The sequence below is a fragment of the Facklamia hominis CCUG 36813 genome, from assembly GCF_000301035.1.
Classification (GTDB): domain Bacteria; phylum Bacillota; class Bacilli; order Lactobacillales; family Aerococcaceae; genus Facklamia; species Facklamia hominis.
Map to the genome: position 1 here is coordinate 851265 of NZ_JH932292.1, position 17406 is coordinate 868670.

General features: G+C 39.2%; 22 protein-coding genes and 1 pseudogene. 4 read left to right on the top strand and 19 right to left on the bottom strand.

Going from position 1 to position 17406, the window contains the following annotated elements; all coding sequences use genetic code 11:
• Window positions 1-7: 7 nt before the first annotated feature.
• The 4 genes from HMPREF9706_RS03845 to amaP are packed head-to-tail and all read right to left on the bottom strand — an operon-like array spanning window position 8 to window position 1780.
• Window positions 8-568 (bottom strand): Asp23/Gls24 family envelope stress response protein, encoded by a 561-nt coding sequence (locus tag HMPREF9706_RS03845; protein WP_006908071.1) that lies wholly within the window; start codon window positions 566-568, stop codon window positions 8-10.
• Between the two features lie 24 nt (window positions 569-592).
• Window positions 593-979, bottom strand: coding sequence for an Asp23/Gls24 family envelope stress response protein (locus tag HMPREF9706_RS03850; protein WP_006908072.1), 387 nt, complete (start codon window positions 977-979; stop codon window positions 593-595).
• 28 nt (window positions 980-1007) lie between these two features.
• On the bottom strand, window positions 1008-1202 hold the full coding sequence (locus HMPREF9706_RS03855; RefSeq protein ID WP_006908073.1) for a DUF2273 domain-containing protein: 195 nt from the start codon (window positions 1200-1202) through the stop codon (window positions 1008-1010).
• Between the two features lie 14 nt (window positions 1203-1216).
• Window positions 1217-1780 (bottom strand): alkaline shock response membrane anchor protein AmaP, encoded by a 564-nt coding sequence (amaP, locus tag HMPREF9706_RS03860; protein WP_231285832.1) that lies wholly within the window; start codon window positions 1778-1780, stop codon window positions 1217-1219.
• Between the two features lie 346 nt (window positions 1781-2126).
• Here amaP and HMPREF9706_RS03865 point away from each other — a divergent pair, with 346 nt between their 5' ends.
• Window positions 2127-2471 (top strand): BlaI/MecI/CopY family transcriptional regulator, encoded by a 345-nt coding sequence (locus HMPREF9706_RS03865; RefSeq protein WP_006908075.1) that lies wholly within the window; start codon window positions 2127-2129, stop codon window positions 2469-2471.
• A gap of 84 nt (window positions 2472-2555) precedes the next feature.
• On the opposite strand, the gene eno is transcribed toward HMPREF9706_RS03865, so the two are convergent.
• The 5 genes from eno to HMPREF9706_RS03890 form a co-directional block, all read right to left on the bottom strand.
• Window positions 2556-3860, bottom strand: coding sequence for a phosphopyruvate hydratase (gene eno / locus HMPREF9706_RS03870; RefSeq protein WP_006908076.1), 1305 nt, complete (start codon window positions 3858-3860; stop codon window positions 2556-2558).
• 18 nt (window positions 3861-3878) lie between these two features.
• A complete protein-coding gene (gene tpiA / locus HMPREF9706_RS03875; RefSeq protein WP_006908077.1) occupies window positions 3879-4643 on the bottom strand; it encodes a triose-phosphate isomerase in 765 nt (254 codons plus the stop codon).
• A 26-nt stretch (window positions 4644-4669) separates the two neighbouring features.
• Window positions 4670-5869: a phosphoglycerate kinase gene (locus tag HMPREF9706_RS03880; protein ID WP_006908079.1), complete on the bottom strand. Its 1200-nt coding sequence runs from the start codon at window positions 5867-5869 to the stop codon at window positions 4670-4672.
• A gap of 110 nt (window positions 5870-5979) precedes the next feature.
• Window positions 5980-6978, bottom strand: a complete 999-nt coding sequence (gap, locus tag HMPREF9706_RS03885) for a type I glyceraldehyde-3-phosphate dehydrogenase (RefSeq protein WP_006908081.1) — start codon at window positions 6976-6978, stop codon at window positions 5980-5982.
• Window positions 6979-7401: 423 nt separating this feature from the next.
• Window positions 7402-7803, bottom strand: a complete 402-nt coding sequence (locus tag HMPREF9706_RS03890; RefSeq protein WP_006908082.1) for a hypothetical protein — start codon at window positions 7801-7803, stop codon at window positions 7402-7404.
• 557 nt (window positions 7804-8360) lie between these two features.
• Here HMPREF9706_RS03890 and HMPREF9706_RS03895 point away from each other — a divergent pair.
• The 3 genes from HMPREF9706_RS03895 to HMPREF9706_RS03905 are packed head-to-tail and all read left to right on the top strand — an operon-like array spanning window position 8361 to window position 11461.
• A complete protein-coding gene (locus HMPREF9706_RS03895; RefSeq protein WP_006908083.1) occupies window positions 8361-9869 on the top strand; it encodes an amidase in 1509 nt (502 codons plus the stop codon).
• 12 nt (window positions 9870-9881) lie between these two features.
• On the top strand, window positions 9882-10739 hold the full coding sequence (locus HMPREF9706_RS03900) for a transporter substrate-binding domain-containing protein (protein WP_006908084.1): 858 nt from the start codon (window positions 9882-9884) through the stop codon (window positions 10737-10739).
• Window positions 10740-10762: 23 nt separating this feature from the next.
• Entirely contained in the window at window positions 10763-11461 is a 699-nt protein-coding gene (locus HMPREF9706_RS03905) for an amino acid ABC transporter permease (protein ID WP_006908085.1), read from the top strand.
• Between the two features lie 63 nt (window positions 11462-11524).
• On the opposite strand, the pseudogene HMPREF9706_RS03910 reads toward HMPREF9706_RS03905, so the two are convergent.
• From HMPREF9706_RS03910 to yhbY, 10 genes and pseudogenes are all read right to left on the bottom strand, one after another.
• Window positions 11525-11740 (bottom strand): annotated as a pseudogene (locus tag HMPREF9706_RS03910) (ArsR/SmtB family transcription factor); the annotation flags it as partial.
• 127 nt (window positions 11741-11867) lie between these two features.
• Window positions 11868-12470: an ATP-dependent Clp endopeptidase proteolytic subunit ClpP gene (gene clpP, locus HMPREF9706_RS03915; protein WP_006908087.1), complete on the bottom strand. Its 603-nt coding sequence runs from the start codon at window positions 12468-12470 to the stop codon at window positions 11868-11870.
• 131 nt (window positions 12471-12601) lie between these two features.
• Window positions 12602-12775 (bottom strand): 50S ribosomal protein L32, encoded by a 174-nt coding sequence (gene rpmF / locus HMPREF9706_RS03920; protein WP_006908088.1) that lies wholly within the window; start codon window positions 12773-12775, stop codon window positions 12602-12604.
• 18 nt (window positions 12776-12793) lie between these two features.
• Window positions 12794-13348: a YceD family protein gene (locus HMPREF9706_RS03925; protein ID WP_006908089.1), complete on the bottom strand. Its 555-nt coding sequence runs from the start codon at window positions 13346-13348 to the stop codon at window positions 12794-12796.
• Between the two features lie 69 nt (window positions 13349-13417).
• On the bottom strand, window positions 13418-14626 hold the full coding sequence (locus HMPREF9706_RS03930) for a tRNA(Met) cytidine acetate ligase (protein ID WP_006908090.1): 1209 nt from the start codon (window positions 14624-14626) through the stop codon (window positions 13418-13420).
• A complete protein-coding gene (locus HMPREF9706_RS03935) occupies window positions 14626-15408 on the bottom strand; it encodes a class I SAM-dependent DNA methyltransferase (protein WP_040444581.1) in 783 nt (260 codons plus the stop codon). The genes HMPREF9706_RS03930 and HMPREF9706_RS03935 overlap by 1 nt, the downstream gene beginning before the upstream one ends.
• A complete protein-coding gene (rsfS, locus tag HMPREF9706_RS03940) occupies window positions 15396-15755 on the bottom strand; it encodes a ribosome silencing factor (protein WP_006908092.1) in 360 nt (119 codons plus the stop codon). Before rsfS ends, HMPREF9706_RS03935 begins: the two co-directional genes overlap by 13 nt.
• A gap of 6 nt (window positions 15756-15761) precedes the next feature.
• Window positions 15762-16376: a bis(5'-nucleosyl)-tetraphosphatase (symmetrical) YqeK gene (gene yqeK, locus HMPREF9706_RS03945; protein ID WP_006908093.1), complete on the bottom strand. Its 615-nt coding sequence runs from the start codon at window positions 16374-16376 to the stop codon at window positions 15762-15764.
• Window positions 16377-16384: 8 nt separating this feature from the next.
• Window positions 16385-17074, bottom strand: coding sequence for a nicotinate-nucleotide adenylyltransferase (locus HMPREF9706_RS03950; protein ID WP_006908094.1), 690 nt, complete (start codon window positions 17072-17074; stop codon window positions 16385-16387).
• Between the two features lie 3 nt (window positions 17075-17077).
• Window positions 17078-17398 carry a ribosome assembly RNA-binding protein YhbY gene (gene yhbY, locus HMPREF9706_RS03955; protein ID WP_006908095.1) on the bottom strand — a complete coding sequence of 107 codons (321 nt, stop codon included), beginning with the start codon at window positions 17396-17398 and terminating at the stop codon, window positions 17078-17080.
• Between the last annotated feature and the right edge of the window lie 8 nt (window positions 17399-17406).

The following is a 17406-nucleotide window of genomic DNA, read 5'->3' on the forward strand; positions in this document are numbered from 1 at the left end:
TTTTCTATTATTTAACACGTGAGGTATTTTTATCTTTCATTTTATCTGCTTCTTTTGATAACTTATCAGATGCTTCTTCGGTTTTTTCAGATACATATTGACCCGTAGATTGGGCAGCATCACTCACACGATCCTGAACTGTTACTTGTTCCTCTTTATACTGTTCACGTGATTTAACATCAACCACATTCACATTCACTTCTACGACTTCTAAACCAGTCATCTTGGCTACTTTTTCAGACACCGTCTTTTTAATCGCTTCAAAAATTTCATTAACATCCTTGCCAAATTCCGCTACAACATCCAAGTCAACTGCTACTTGCTTCTTACCCACTTCTACTTCAATACCATCGGTTGAATTATCCGTATTAACTAACTTCCCAGTAAAATTCGAGAAGAATCCCCCAGAAACGCCCAATAATCCTGGAACCTCTTTTAAGGCAAGCGCAACAATCTTTTCAATGACTTTATCATGAAAAGTTAATTCACCGCGAACTCCATCGCTAGCCTTAGTATCCACCGATTGTTCTTTAACTACATCTTGAGTTGTTTTTTTTATTTCTGTCATTTCTACTTCCTCCTTATTTCCTTGTTATTCTTTAGGGTCTGCCTGTTGTTTAGCATATTCTTCCTTACTCATAATATCCGCTACATTCACATTCACTTCAATGACATCAAGACCTGTAGCTAACTTAATTTCATCATAAGCTAACTGGGTAATTTTTTCCGCGATCTCCGGAACATCTTGGTCATATTCGATAATAATATCAAGATCAACAGCTACTTGTTCTTGACCTACTTCAACATCAATGCCATCCGTTGATACTTCCTTATTAGAAAAACGTTGAGCAAGATCGGATACAAAGTTTCCCTTAGCTGCGATAACCCCTGGTGTCTCTTCTAAAACGCGGGCAATTATTTTTTCAATGACCTTATCATCAAAAGTTATCTTCCCAGCGATTGATTTATCTTCTGTCATTAAAATCACTCCTTTCATACTCGATAAATTACTTCATTAAATTTTTGATTCTCTCTAAAAAGTTGTTCGCTTCTGCTTGAAGACCCAAGTATGCTCCAACGAGTGTCATTATATAGATGAAAACTGTTTCGAAAAAACCAACTGTAATAAATAAGATGGCAGTTACTAATCCTAGCACTGCTCCCACTAAGGGGTAAGAAAAATAATTAAAGCAATTTTTCATGAACTAGCCTCCTTTTAAAGAACTCGTGATTTAGTCTTAAATTTTTGATTTTCTTCATTTGAAATATCTTTAAATTCAAGTTCTACTTCGGCTGGATAATCCCGTCCAATTAGTTGGCGAATCTCTGAGCGGATACGTTCAGCCAACTGATTAGCTTGACCATATAGATCAGAAGTTCGTCGGAGACTAACAATCACATACACCTTAATCTTATTCTTTTCGACCGTCACTTTGGATGAATAATAGTCAACCGCTTCCTCATTATCCAGCAAGGCCTGAATCATACCAACAATCGCATTAGGTCTTACCACTAGCTTACCGCGATTATCTCTTAATTCAATTCCCTCTTGCTTATCAGGCATCAAGAAACATGCAATAATACCAACGACTAGCAAGACAACTAACACTAAACTTCCCCAATAAATATAAGAGCCACTCACCGCTGCAATTGAGGAATACCCTTTTAACATCAAAGATTTGCTGGTAGCTATCTGATGATAATTTACCATATTGGGCCATAATAGGCTGATCGCAAAAATTGTCAAGACCAGTAATAGCCACTTGAACGACTTTTTCATAAAATACTCTTCACACCCCTTCATCTTTAGTACCTTTAGCCTAACATTAATTTCTTTAAATGTGAAATAAAACGACTCCATCAAATAAGCCGTGTGATTTAGAAACAATTTATAATGAAACGCGTTTTCATTATGAGAATCATTGTTGTTTTATTGGACAAATAAAATAAAAGCATTACTGGTCACATTCTTAATAAAGGAAAGTCCACTCATTGATACAATCGTGAATCATCTCACCAACTAGCTTTCTAATTTTTAAAAATTATATGAAATTTTTGTGTTTTCACTATATTCAATTCAATAGAGATGATATAATAAGACGAAAGCTTGTAAAGGAGAGTGTGAAATGCCAAAAATAAAATTGACCAACAAAGAGCATGAATTACTACAAATATTATGGGATACTGATCAAGCCCTTACAGCAAAACAAATCGTTGATAATTATCCAGGATTAGTTATGTCAACGACACAAACAACCTTAAGAAATCTTCTAAAACGCAACTTAATTCGGGTGGCCAAAGTCGACTTTTCAGGCCGAGCTTTGTCTAGAACTTATGCTGCCAATCTGACCATGGAAGAATATATCGTTAAACAATATCCTAAAATGGATATTGTTGCTCTTTTAAAACGTTATAACAAAGCTCATTCTATGACCGAAGATCAAAAACAAGCATTGAAAGATCTTCTATAAACTTTATTAATAACCCAAAAATGCCTAACAGCTTGATTTGCTGTTAGGCACTTTTTAACTTCTTAAGAAATTTGTAGGAGTCGTTTATTTAAAATTTTTCAAATTATAAAATACTTTTTTTCCCTTATACTGGGCTAAGTCTCCTAATTCATCTTCAATACGAAGCAATTGATTATACTTAGCAATTCGGTCCGTTCTACTTAAAGAACCTGTCTTAATTTGACCAGCATTAGTAGCAACTGCGATATCAGCTATCGTTGCATCTTCAGTTTCACCGGATCGATGTGAAATAACTGCAGTATATCCTGCTCGTTTAGCCATTTCAATCGCATCGAAGGTTTCAGTTAGGGTTCCGATTTGATTAACTTTAATTAAGATCGAATTCCCCACACCTTTTTCGATCCCTTTTTGCAAGATCTCGGTATTTGTCACAAAGAGATCATCTCCGACCAATTGTACCTTATCGCCTAAACGCTCCGTAAGTAACTTCCAACCTTCCCAATCATTTTCGTCCATCCCATCCTCGATGGTAATAATGGGGTATTTAGTGACTAATTCTTCAAGATATGCTACTTGTTCCTGGGCATTACGTTTAGCTCCTGACTCCCCTTCAAACTGTCCATAATCATAGATGCCATCTTGGAAAAATTCAGATGCCGCACAGTCAAAGCCCAAATAGACATCGGATCCCGGTTGATAGCCTGCCTGTTCAATCGCTGCTAAGATCGTCTCGATCCCATCTTCGGTAGATTCAAATCGAGGAGCGAAGCCACCTTCATCTCCAACCGATGTCTCTAATCCTCTTTCCTTTAACAATTTTTTCAGTTGATGAAAAATTTCAGCTCCCCAGCGTAGAGCTTCTTTAAAACTCTCTGCGCCAACTGGTAAAATCATAAATTCTTGGAACGCAATAGGTGCATCCGAATGTGAACCACCATTGACAATGTTCATCATCGGAACAGGGAGTTCCTTAGTATTAAAGCCACCAAGATAATGATAGAGTGATAATCCTAAATAATCCGCAGCCGCTCTTGCTACTGCAATCGAAACTCCTAAAATCGCATTAGCTCCTAATTTACCCTTGTTTGCGGTTCCATCTAGTTCAATCATTGTTTGATCAATCCCTTGTTGATCTAAAACATCAAAACCAACCAAGGCTTCCGCTAAAACATGATTCACGTGGTCAACAGCCTTGCTAACGCCTTTTCCCTCATAGCGGTCTTGGTCCCCGTCTCGTAATTCAACGGCCTCGTGCTCACCGGTTGAAGCTCCTGAAGGTACCATACCTCGGCCAAAAGCACCACTTTCTGTATAGACTTCAACTTCCACTGTTGGGTTACCGCGCGAATCTAAGATTTCACGTGCATAAATATCTGTAATAAATGACATAATTTTACTCCTTTATTGTTACTTAACTGCTACAGCTTGGACTAACTCAATATATGAGGCTGGATCTAGACTGGCTCCCCCTACTAAAGCTCCATCAATGTCTGATTGATTGATAAATTCTTTAATATTATTAGGTTTTACGGACCCACCATACAAGATACGAATGGCATCCGCAATATCAGCACCCCATTCTTTAGCAATACTTTGACGAAGGCTAGCAATGATCTCATTAGCTTCTTCGCTCGAAGCCGTCTTACCTGTGCCAATCGCCCAAATAGGTTCATAAGCAATGACTATTTTCTTCAAAGCATCTGATTCTACACCTGATAAAGCTTGCTTAACTTGACTCCAAACAAAGTCCTTGGTTAAACCTGCTTCATACTGTTCTAAACTCTCACCACAGCATAAAATAGGCACTAATTCATTAGCTATGGCAGCTTGAACCTTATCATGAATCATTGCATCACTTTCAGCAAAAAGCTGACGTCTTTCTGAGTGTCCTAAGACCAGATACTTAACCCCCATATCACTTAATGCCTTTGGACTCACTTCTCCAGTAAAAGCCCCTTGATCTTCTAGATAAGCATTTTGAGCACCTACTAAAATAGGACTGGCAAAAGCGGCTTGTAAAACCCGGTCAATAAATAAGCTTTGAGGAATAATAATACTTTCAACAATCTCTTCATCAGGGATTTGATTCTTAACTGTATTCACAAATTCTTCGGCTTGCGACAAAGTTAGATGCATCTTCCAATTCGCCGCCACTATAGGTATTCGCGTCATCGTTATCCTAGTTCCTTTCTTTTTGATTAAACTCGATCTTGAATTGCCGAGATGGCCACTAAATCTTGTCCTTCTAAATAAGTCAATGAGGCACCACCACCGGTTGAAATATGTGTGAATTCATCTTGATAACCCAATTGTTTGACAGCTGCTGCTGAATCCCCACCACCTACAATCGTTGTTGCATCCTCTAATTGACCAATCATTTGACAAACAGCAAGTGTTCCCTTCTCAAATCGAGGCATTTCAAAGACACCCATCGGCCCATTCCAAACGACTGTCTTGGCAGATTGAAGTGCTTCTTTAAATCGATCGATCGTTTTAGGACCAATATCCATTCCCATATAATCTTCTGGAATTTCATCAATTTCGACAATCTGTGTCTTGGCATCATTATCAAAAGCACTAGCAACTACATGATCTACGGGCAAGACAAGTTTATCTCCCCCCCGCTCTAAAAGTTCTCTAGCTAATTCTAAGCGATCCACTTCACAAATTGATTTTCCAATCTCATAGCCTTGGGCCTTTAGGAAAGTATAGGCCATCCCTCCACCAATCAATAATTTATCCGCTTTATCTAGTAAGTTCTCAATGACTTTAATTTTATCGGAGACCTTTGCACCGCCTAGAATGGCAACATATGGGTGTTTAACGTCATGAATAGCTGGTGCTAATCCCTCTAATTCTTCCTCCATCAAGAATCCTACAGCAGAATCCAAATGACTTGCTATTCCCACATTAGAAGCATGTGCACGGTGTGCTGTTCCGAAGGCATCATTCACAAATAGATCGCCTAAAGAAGCCCAGTAACGCCCTAATTCTGAATCATTTTTAGATTCCTTTTTACCATCAAGATCTTCAAAACGTGTATTTTGTACCAATAACACATCACCGCTTTGTAAGGCTTTTATGGCTGTTTCTAACGCTTCTCCCCGTGTTTTTGGGCAAAAAGCGACTGATTGGTGTAATAACTCCCCTAATCGAATTGCAACAGGCTCCAAATTACGGTCAGGATTTTGCAAATCTTCTTGACTTTTTATCTTACCAAGATGCGAAAATAACACTATTTTTGCTTGATGATCGATCAAATACCGAATCGACTTTAGAGCTGCCTTAATCCGATTATCGTCTTGAACTTTACCGTCCTTCATCGGAACATTAAAATCAACACGCATTAAAACGACTTTTCCTTCAACTTGAAGATCCTTGATTGTCTTTTTGGACATAGTATTCCCCCTAAATAGCTACTAACAAAATGCTTCTTGACTTTCCATCACCAGCAATTATAGGCAAGGCTGTGACGAACATGTCACAGCCTTATTACCGTTTTGCAAATTTAATTTAAATGAATAAAATACTCTAATAATGAAATCATATTAGCAGTAAAGCCGTATTCATTATCATACCAAGCAGCAGTCATAACAATTTGCTCGTCACCTTTACCAACAACCTTCGTTAAAGAAGCATCAAAAACTGAGCCCGCAGGGTAGCCAATAATATCTGCAGAAACAATTTCATCTTCTTCATAGACGAAAGCATCATTAGCATATTTTTTAACAGCAGCATTCACTTCTTCAGCGGTCACTTCTTTATCAAGAACTGAGTACAATTCAGTAATAGAACCAGTAATCGTTGGCACACGCATTGCTGATCCATCAATCTTTCCATTTAATTCTGGAATAACTTTTCCAATTGCCTTAGCAGCCCCTGTTGAAGCCGGAATAATTGAGAAGGCTCCAGCACGGCTCTTACGGCCTCCAGGAGCATCTTGCAATTTTTGTGTAGCCGTATATGCATGAACCGTTAACATTTGACCGGACTTCACTCCAAACTCTTTATGAAGTGCATTTACCATTGGCGCTAAACAGTTCGTCGTACAAGAGGCAGCCGAAATAATGACATCATCTTTGGTCAATGTGTCTTGATTCACCCCATATACGATCATTTTCGTTTGGCTATCTTTAGCAGGCGCCGAGATAAGTACCCGTTTAGCACCTGCATCAATATGAGCTTGAGCTTTCTCAGCGCTATTATAAAAGCCCGTACATTCAAGAACATATTCTACACCTAATTCACCCCAAGGTAAGTTGCGCGCATCTTTCTCTTCGAAGGCTTTAATTTCTTTACCATTGACAACTAGCGCGTCTCCTTTAACAGCTACCTCATAAGGAAAACGACCTTGAGCAGAATCATATTTTAAAAGATAAGCTAGGTCTTCATTATCTGTAAGATCATTGATTGCTACAACTTCAAGATCTGATTTTTTCTCCAAAATACGACGTAAAGCTAACCGTCCAATCCGGCCGAATCCATTAATTGCAATTTTAGTCGTCATTACAGTTCCTCCTTGGAATTATCAATTTGACCTTATTATACCATGAATCCGTTTAACATTTAATCCCTAAAGTAGGCTAAATTGAAAATGCTATCTTTTTTGTTGGAATATAATCCATAGCATTATTCGATTTTTAAATGTCAAAAAATGAAATAGGGATTATATCAAAAGTCCATTTTGATACAGCCCCTTTGTTAGATTAATACGAAGTCCCCTCAAAATTCTATTCTGGATTGAGTGGACGCTGAATTTCTTTGATAGAATCGAATATTTTTATGGATTAAATGAAACGTGAACATGGTCAAAGTGGTTTGCTGTAATATTTCCACGATTTTCCATATCTTCCCATTAGTAACCTGCCCAAGACCCTGCAATACGTTGTTTCCAGATTACATAGCTAATGCTACTTTGGCCACTCTTCATTTATTCTAAAGTATACTCAGCAATTGTATCGCCTAGCTGTTCGTTACTATAAACCATAAAATCAATAGCTAAACCATTACCGTGATCTCCCGGATCTCCTGGTCGGAAGGTGCTAAAGTTAGTAATACCAAACATCGAACCAACTAAATCTTTATAAGCTCCGACATGTGGTTGTAAACCATCCACTGATGGTGTCTCAACCGGTGTTTCAGGTACAACCTCTTCAACAATAATTGGTTCTTCGATAGATACTTCAACTTGTGTCGTTGTTTCTTCAGTATACACAGCTAGTATTACTGGTGTTGTACGTTTAACGAGAGTGGGTGCTTTTACTTTGTAAAGTGGCATTAAGTTACCCGGTACGTCTACTTCAACAGCCTCTTGTTCTGGCGCCGAAATCATCATGCGCTCAGCGCGCTGATTCGAATCAAAATGTGCTTCAATTACAGCACCCGGTTGGTTCGAAGATATTTACTTGACCTATTTTGTTCAAGTATGCTAAAACGCGTAAATCCATCTTAAGTTTGTTCACAATGGTGCTTAACGTATCACCAGATTTCACTTGATAGCTAGTTTGACGCTTGGTAGTTTGTAATCGTTTGGCTTGTGCTACGCTTTTAGGTTGCGCTGTCACTGTTGGACCTTGAGCACTTACTAAAACGCTGGGTGCTAGTAAAGCGACCAGCGATGTGCTTAACCATATTTTTTTGTTTTATTCATAATTTCACCTTTTTACCGTCATTATAATCGCAATTGTAGTGTATCACGTTTCAAAGACCAATATGGGTTTGCGAATTGAAATGTTTTGTTGCCGATTTGTAGTATTCATACATTAAATAGCTCTCAAAAATCAAAGTAAGCAAATTAGGTACATAATACATCATGGTACACAAAACCATTCAAATAATTTATACTAAAAACAAAATAAATTGATTGTATTAAATTGAAGGGGGTATTTTATGCTGTTTACTGAAGATGCGGTTCAAATTGCACAACAGATTCGCCAATCCAATATCTCAATCGTTGATACGGTTCAACGAGCGCTTAATAATATAAATCGGTACAATCCGTTGTTAAATGCAGTGACGCATATCCAGTTTGATGCTTTAAACGTTGCTGAAGCTTACCAAGCAAAGCTCGAAGCACTGAGCGATGCTCAAAAAGAAACATTACCACCATTTTACGGGGTACCAATCCTTTTGAAAGACCTCGGTCAAACTCAAGCGGGGCAACCGAGTACTTCTGGCAGTCGATTGATGAAGAATTTTATTGCACCCATCACGGATAACTTTGTCCAACAAATTTTGGATGCAGGATTTATTGTTGTCGGGAGAACCAATACACCTGAGTTTGGTTTCAAAAACGAAAGTGATTCCGATTTTAATGGTGCAGTGAATCATCCGATGGATTTAAAACGTAACCCAGGAGGCTCTAGTGGTGGCGCGGCTGCCGCCTTAAAAGCTGGGTTAGTTCCAGCGGTTACGGCCAGTGACGGCGGAGGTTCAATACGGATTCCTGCTAGCTTTACCGGATTAATTGGCCTCAAACCCACTCGTGGTCGGATGCCGGTCGGACCTGGTGGATACCGGGGCTGGCAAGGGGCATCAATTAACTTCGCCATCACTCGAACCGTGCGTGATACTTGGGAAATGCTAAAAGCTTTGCAAGTTGAACAGACTGAAGCAGCTTTCTTCTGTCCAAAAATTTCGCAACAAGATTTAATCGAGCTAGATCGACCACTTAAAATTGCCTATACATACGATGTCCCCGCAGGATACACGCTGCGAAAGGATGCACGCGAGGCACTTGATCAGGCTATCGAACAACTAAAACAACTTGGGCACCAACTGGTAGAAGTTCCACTGCCTACTGATGGACGCAAAGCGATGGAAACGTATTATATGGTTAACGGCGTGGAGACCCAAGTAATGATGGAAAGCATCGAACAAGGTCAACAACGTACAGTGACTCAAGATGATATGGAGCCGATGAGCTGGGCTCTCTATCGTTCAGGCGAGAACGTGACGGGCGCTGATTATTCTAGAGTATTAACGTATTGGGATAATTTAGCCGTTCAAATGGAACAATTCTTCCAAGAGTATGATGTGCTGTTAACGCCTACCAACAATGGAGCAGCCTTCGTTCATGAAGAATTCCATCAACAACCTGAGATGATTGATCGACTCCATCATATAGATGATTTATCCAAAAGCGAACAGCAAAGTTTAATTTGGGAGGTATTCAATCACAGTCTCGAGTGGACACCTTTTACCCAACAACAAAACTTAGCAGGTCAACCAGCCATATCATTACCGATGTATCATACGGCGCAAGGTCTACCGATCGGTATTCAAGCGTGGGGCGGTCGTGGTGAAGAATATTTACTACTCCAGCTAGCACTCCAACTTGAGGAGAATGGCCTATTATATACAGATATTATTGATTTATCAACACAAATTAACGAATAAAGGAGCCTTATTATGAAAAAAATTCTAACAACATTACTTGTATTTCTACTGTCACTTACCTCAATCAACACTGCTATTTATGCAGAAGACAAGCAAGATGACTCACTCGCTCGCGTTGAAGAAACCGGTAAATTAGTCATCGCAGCGTCAGGGACTTTATACCCCATTGCTTTTTACAATGAAGATAATGAGCTTGTAGGTTACACCCTCGATATTCTTAAAGAAGTCACAAAAAATATGGGGCTAGAGCTTGAAGTTAAAGAGATGGGTGTCGATGGTATGATGACATCATTAGATAACGGTCAAGTTGATTTAATTGCGGAAGGCTTTGATATGACCCCTGAACGCCAAGCAGACTACCTATTCTCTACACCGCTAATTTATAGTCTTGGAACCGCCGTCGTTCGAAGTGAAGATAATTCTGGTATTGAAAGTGTCGAAGATTTTGCTGGAAAGAAAGCCGGTGGGGCCGCTTCGACAACTTATATGAGAACGGCTCAGAAATTAGGCGCTGAACCTGTCGTTTATGACAATTCGTCTAACGAACAATATCTTATGGACTTAGTAGCGAAACGCATTGATTTTATTCCGAACGATTACTACACGATTAAGTCTGCGATTGCTTTCTACGGTGATCAATACCCGATTAAAATGGCAGATATATTCTACAACCCAACTCAAGCAGGCTTTATGTATCATAAAGGTGCTGAGGAATTAGTCAAAAAAATTAATGAAGAAATTGAAAAACTTCGCGAGAGCGGTCGTTTACAAGAAATTGCGGAACAGTATTTCAATGGAGAAAATCCATCTGAACCGTTTAAAGAAATCAACGGTACGCCAATTGAAGATATCCCTGTCATTGAATACTAAATTTAGAAATTGAGGTTGAATCGATGACTCCACTTAATGAACTGATTGATTTTCAATTAATTTTGGACAACCTTGATTTCGTCTTAATGGGGTTGAGCACAACACTTTCCATTGCCATTATTAGTTTCTTAAGCTCATTGATGATTGGTACCTTGATTGCCATCATTCGAATCTTACGAGTCCCTATCTTACATTGGGTTGCTCGATTCTATGTATCCTTCTTTCGAGGCGTTCCCGCACTCGTTGTCTTATTCTTTCTATACTTTGGATTGCCCTTTTCCGGAGTCACATTAGAAGCTTATACTGCTGCAGTGATTGGCTTTACCTTCACGGCCAGTGCCTACAGCTCCGAAGTCATTCGCAGTTCAATCATTGCGATTGAGCGCGCCCAATGGGAGATGGCAATGGATTTAGGCGCGAATCTCAGACAAGTGATTACGCGGGTCATCCTCCCACAAGCAGCACAGATTGCCATTCCAGGATTGAGTAACGTCTTATTAGATCTCATTAAGGGAACCTCACTGACCGCGATGATTACGGTGCGAGATATTTTCCAACAAGCTAAGATTGTTGCAGCTTCGAATAATAATTTTATTACAATGTATCTCTTGTTAGCTGTCTTATATTGGTCAATTTGTTTCATCTTTGAACAAGTGCAACATTACTTAGAAAGACGTTATACAGTCAAAGAAACCCCAATCTCGTTTCAAAGTTTCTCTTAAATTTAAACTTATACGCAAAGAAATAAGCTACCAAACACATCATACGCTGATGAGCTTGGTAGCTTATTTGATTGATAAATGGGTATGATGGTCGCACTCTACTTCTTGAATATGATCTAGTACTTGCTTCAAAATACTAAACACATGATCGTCGTCTAACTCATAGTAGACATTCTTAGCAGAACGCTCATATTTCACGAGACGTGCTTCTTTCAACGTCTTCAATTGATGTGACATGGCAGATTGTTCCATCATTACTTTATCAGAGATTTGTCCTATTAACGAAATATTATATTTAAGTTTTAACTGACTCTTTATTGTCCCTAAAACCCGCTGCTTTTTAAGTTATCCTCCACGCTAGCAGGCACTACCGCTGAATCAGGCTAGATCTATTGATTGACTATGGTTAATCTTTTTTATTGGGTAATTTCTTACTTTCTAAGACGTCATCCACTAGCCCGTATTCCTTGGCTTCAATCGCAGTCATGAAATTATCACGATCAGTGTCCTTCTCAATCACTTCAATGGGTTGGCCGGTCCGTTCACTCAAAATTTGATTAAGCCGTTGACGCGTTTTTAAAATATGTCTCGCAGCAATCTCAATTTCCGTTGCTTGTCCTTGAGCACCGCCTAGGGGTTGGTGGATCATAATTTCAGCATTAGGCAGGGCATAACGTTTCCCCTTCGTTCCAGCCGCAAGTAATACCGAACCCATCGAAGCTGCCAGACCAATCACAATCGTCTGCACATCAGCCTTAATAAAATTCATTGTATCAAAAATAGCCAATCCCGCTGTAACTGAGCCTCCTGGAGAATTAATATAAAGATAAATATCTTTATCAGGATCTTGTGCATCTAAAAAGAGCAATTGAGCGATGACGGCGTTCGCCATATTATCTTCCACTTGACCGGAAAGCATTATAATACGATCTTTTAACAAACGAGAATAGATATCATAAGCTCGTTCGCCACGAGAAGTCTGTTCAATTACTGTTGGTACTAAATTCATTCAATCTCCTCCTTTTAAAGCTATTTAAGCATCTACCTTAGTATAAATAAATGGTCAAATTAGGTCAAGCAATATGCTTCATTACAAAATAAAAAGGTACTAACGGTAAGCCCCCTAGTACCTTTATTGAATTAATCATTCACAACTTTTTTACCATCATAATAACCGCAAGCTGAACAAACGCGGTGGCTTAACTTTAATTCTCCACATTCAGGACATGCATTCATTCCCGGAACATTTAACTTAAAGTGCGTACGACGTTTTCTTTTAACGGATTTTGATGTTCTTCTCTTTGGTACTGCCATTATTGACACCTCCTGAAATTATTGTGATGATTCGACATCATCCTTATTTAATAACGTTTTTAAGGCTGAAAAACGCGGATCGACGGCTTCTATTTCTTCTTGACGGTTTTGATATTCTTCCTCTGTCAGAACGTCCCAATTATTTCCCTTAGGAAGTTCTTGGCCTTCTTCATCTGAAGCGAGCACCTTATATGGTAAATTCAGGAGAATATTATCCACCGCCGAAGTGATTAAATCAATATAATCATGGTCAAGCGTTAAAGTAGTTTCTTCATAGTCTAAAAGAGTCTCATCCATTCCTGGTCGGACATAGCGTTCTTTTACCTCGATCTCTAAAGGTACTTGAACCGGCTTTAGACTGCGAGTGGACGGTAGGGTCACTTTTGCCTTTAGTTGGCAATGCAGAAAGATATCCTCTTGCCTATCTACGAAATACCCTTTTGCTTGAACTGGGCTAATCGCAATAATCTCAGATTTTCTTTCTTTTATCGCCGCTTGGATATCCAAGGCTTCTTCAAAGGAAAGGATCCCTTCACGACTTTGATCGTGAATCTGACGTATCGTCCATTTCATTTCTATCACCTCTAAAACGACAAAGGTAATTATACGTAACTTTGTCTAAAATGTCAATCTTTGCTGTCATTAAAACCGAAGAATCATAGCCCTTCTTTTCACAATTTGTTCTGGGACTTGATGGTTTAGATTATTCTGATAAATACGATCTACTTTTAAATTTAATTGATAGGAGTCTTCAATCGTTTGACTTAAATTCGTAAATAATTGAATGGCCCCTTGACGACGGCTTTTTAAAAATGCCTGACCACGTCGATTAAAGCCTAGCACTCGTAAAGCTGGCTTTTCATCAAAAACATTCAAAGCGCTTTGCCATTGACTTTTGCTATTAGCTAATAAGATTTGTAATAAGACTCGCTGAACCGCTGCGCGGGTCCAACGTTGATTTACCAATCGATCGAGTAAATCCTCGTAGCTCGTTGAATGCAGAGCCGCTTGATAGATTGCTGTCTCAACACCATCTTTCATCAAATGTATAGCTTTGAGCTGGGAAATACCGCGAGAGATGATGGCATATTTTAATAAAGGATAATAATCCTCCCACCTTATTAAAGGTCCTGATAAGTATGCTTGATAGCTTGCAATCGGCAAATCAGCCGCTTGCAGTTGTCCATGAACCATACGGGAGCGTAACTGACTCGCTGAAAAAATCTGGCCCGGCATGAGGTTTTGGGGTAGCTCCAGACTTTGAAAAATAGTCTCTGCTTTTTTTTCTCGTTGAATAATGATCATTTTGGTTTTCGTTTGATGGAGCTCTTGATAGTAACCAAATCCCAGGAGATTATTTCCCTCTTTTAAATTCACAGGATCTTTGATAAATCGATCTCTTTGAAGACTCTCCAAAGCAATTTCGTAGGCCTTAGGGTATGAAGCGCCTTCCTTTAATGCTGATTTCAAGTAATTATCAAAAGTCGACTGATGGTCATTCAATAACCGATATAAATCATGATACGCATGTGCATCTAACCCTTGACTAGCAAAAGCAAGAAAATCACACTGCAATGCTGCTACTAACTCCGCAGATCGTCTGGCAAAATAATCAGCTGCTTGAATCGTGGCAGCAGCAGGTAATTCTAATACCAAATCAGCTCCATTTAAGAGGGCTGATTGCGCTCGTTGCCATTTATCTAAGATAGCGAATTCTCCCCGTTGAACACTATTACCACTCATCAATACAAGCATACACTGCGCTTGACTTTGGCGACGAGCTTCTTTTAATAGGTATGCATGTCCATAATGGAAAGGATTGAATTCCGCAATCACTGCACAAGTACGCATCAATCTTCCTCCTTATAACAAGCAAAAAACCAACGAGTCGCTGTTTTATCTTGATCCGGTGAATAGGCGTCTAGGCTAAAATCACACGTCACCTTAATTCGAGACGATTTGAACCCTACTTCCTGTAATAAAGTTAAATAAGTTGACATAGGATAGGTTCGTTCGATTAAGGTTGTTTTTAGACGTTGATACATCCTTGGATCCTCTACCGATTGTTCAAAATAATTCAATTGATGCTGAACCCTTAACTGACTTGCATCCACCTGACTATCCCATAATAGAGCTCCTCGATCATCCTGATCATGATAGGAAAAATTTGCAAAATAATCAGTCAATTGATAAGGCGTCCAAACGTCAAACAACAACAGACCTCCTGGTACTAAGCGCTGATAGAATTGGTCCAAGGCACAGCTTAAAGATAGCTCATCAACTAGGAAGCACAAACTATCCGCATAACAAGTCACTAAATCATAATCACTCGCTAAACGCTTTAAATCAAGCATGTCAGCTTGAAAAAACTGACCATTCATCAGTGGTTCGTTATTAGAATCTGAATTGGCTGCTAACATCGCTGGATCACGATCAAAACCATGAATCTCTTTGGTAAAAGGTGCAAGCATCCGAGTAAAATACCCGGTCCCACACGCTGCATCCAAAACTTTATAACCCGGACCATCAAGATGTGCCAAAGTAAAAGTTAACCATTCTTCATACAGACCTAAATCATTAAAACGATCATAGATTGTCGCAATATTTTTAAACTCGTTCATTAATTGAGCCATGAGCTAACATCAATAAGTGGAGCATCTGCCCATATTTTTTCCAAATTATAATGACTTCGTTCTTCATAATGAAAAACATGGACTAAGATGTCATACACATCAATCAAAATCCAACGTCCACCCTCTTTACCTTCAATCCCTTTAATGTCAAGCCCAGATTCATGCAATTTTTCACAAATTGAGTCCACAATCGCCTTTAACTGACGATCATTAGATGCTTGCATAATCACAAAGTACTCTGCCATAGGCGTCAAACTACTCACATCTAAAGCCATGATATCTTGAGCCATCCGATCATCTGCTGCTCTAACAATCAGTTCTAATTTTTCAATTGATTTAATCGTCATCCTATTCTATATAACTCCTTCTTTTTTTATTCGTTGCGTCCAAGCATTGTAAGCCTCCAATTGCAATGGGTAAATCTCAGTGCATTGGTTCATCAAATGACTAAAACTCATCCGAATTTTGTCATAACAAGCCTGATCTAAATTCTCAAAAGCCTTCTTTCGAATTCGATCAACCCCTTCAAATTGACGGCCTGGTTCAATATAATCAGCTAAATAAAGAATTTTAGCTAACTGAGACATATCAGGCTGTCCGGTCGTATGAAAGGCAATCGCTTGAAGAATCTCATCATCTTGACAAGCAAATTCTTGTTTACAAATCTGAGCTGCTGCAAACCCATGCCATATAGCTCCATTGGCTGACCGTAAATCCTCTTTGGGATAATAAGCTAGAGCTAGCTCCAATAGCTGTGCATCGGGCATTTCTTTCGCATAATCATGCATCAAACACACAATCGATGTTTTTTCAACGGATTCATGATAGCGTTTAGCTAACATCATACCGGTTGCTTCTACTCCTAGCACATGCTTAAAGCGCTTGGAGGATAATTTGATTCTTAAGCGTTCAATAAGTTCATCTCGGGAAATTGTGAGCCAGTTCGTTTGATAAGTTATCATTTTCATTGTCTCTCCTATCTGGGATATGCATAAAGACCTTGCTGCTGAATGTAAGCCTCTACTACAGCTGGTACTTGATAACGGATGGACTGGTCAAGATAGACCCTTAAGCGAATTTCAGTGGAAGATAGGTCTACAAGCGGGCTATCTACCCATAAAATAGGGTATTTATCCTGCTCAACCATGAATCCCGGTCGATTCACCCCGACAATTTGCACTAATTGAAGGAGTTCGTCAGGTTTGTACCAAGTCGGTAAATCCTTGACGGAATCAGCCCCCATAATAAAATAAAAGTCCGTTTCTGGGTAATTTTCCTTAAAATGACGCAGAGTATCCACCGAATAATTCTTTCCTCCACGATTCACTTCATAACTTTGTAACTTAAATAGGGGGTTATCCGCGATCGCTAATTCAACCATCTTTAGCCGATGACTAGCAGCAATCGTTGTTTTTCCTGGAACATGAGGCGGTTTAGCTGTTGGCATAAACCAAACTTCATCTAGCTCCAATTGAGTCCCCACCTGCTGTGCCATCATCAAGTGACCTAAATGCGGTGGATTAAAAGTACCTCCCAGAATGCCAATCCGTTGATTAGACTTAGGCTGATGAATAACTAAGGTGGAAGAATCTGTCATAACTTCCTCATTCACCTCAATTGTATCAATAGTATTTGCACCCATCACATGCATGGCTGGTAATTTCATGACTTAATCTCCTATTTTAGCCACGTCTTGACTCAGCGATTGATATTTTTCTTTTTTAGATGGCCGATAAAGAACCGCCGTACTTCCAATTACGTGTACCACATGCGCCTGAGTCGTCTGTGCGATCCTCTCAGTCACTTGGTCAATCTCTTCACTCGTATTCTGAAGGAGGTTAAATTTAATTAATTCCCTTTTTTCAAGTGCGGAATCTATTTGTTCAATAAAGGCCTCCGTCAAGCCTTGTTTACCCATTTGAAAAATTGGCTTTTCTTTTTGACCTACTTTTCTTAAAAATTTAAGTTGTGCTTTTGATAAGTTTGTCATACTTTCTC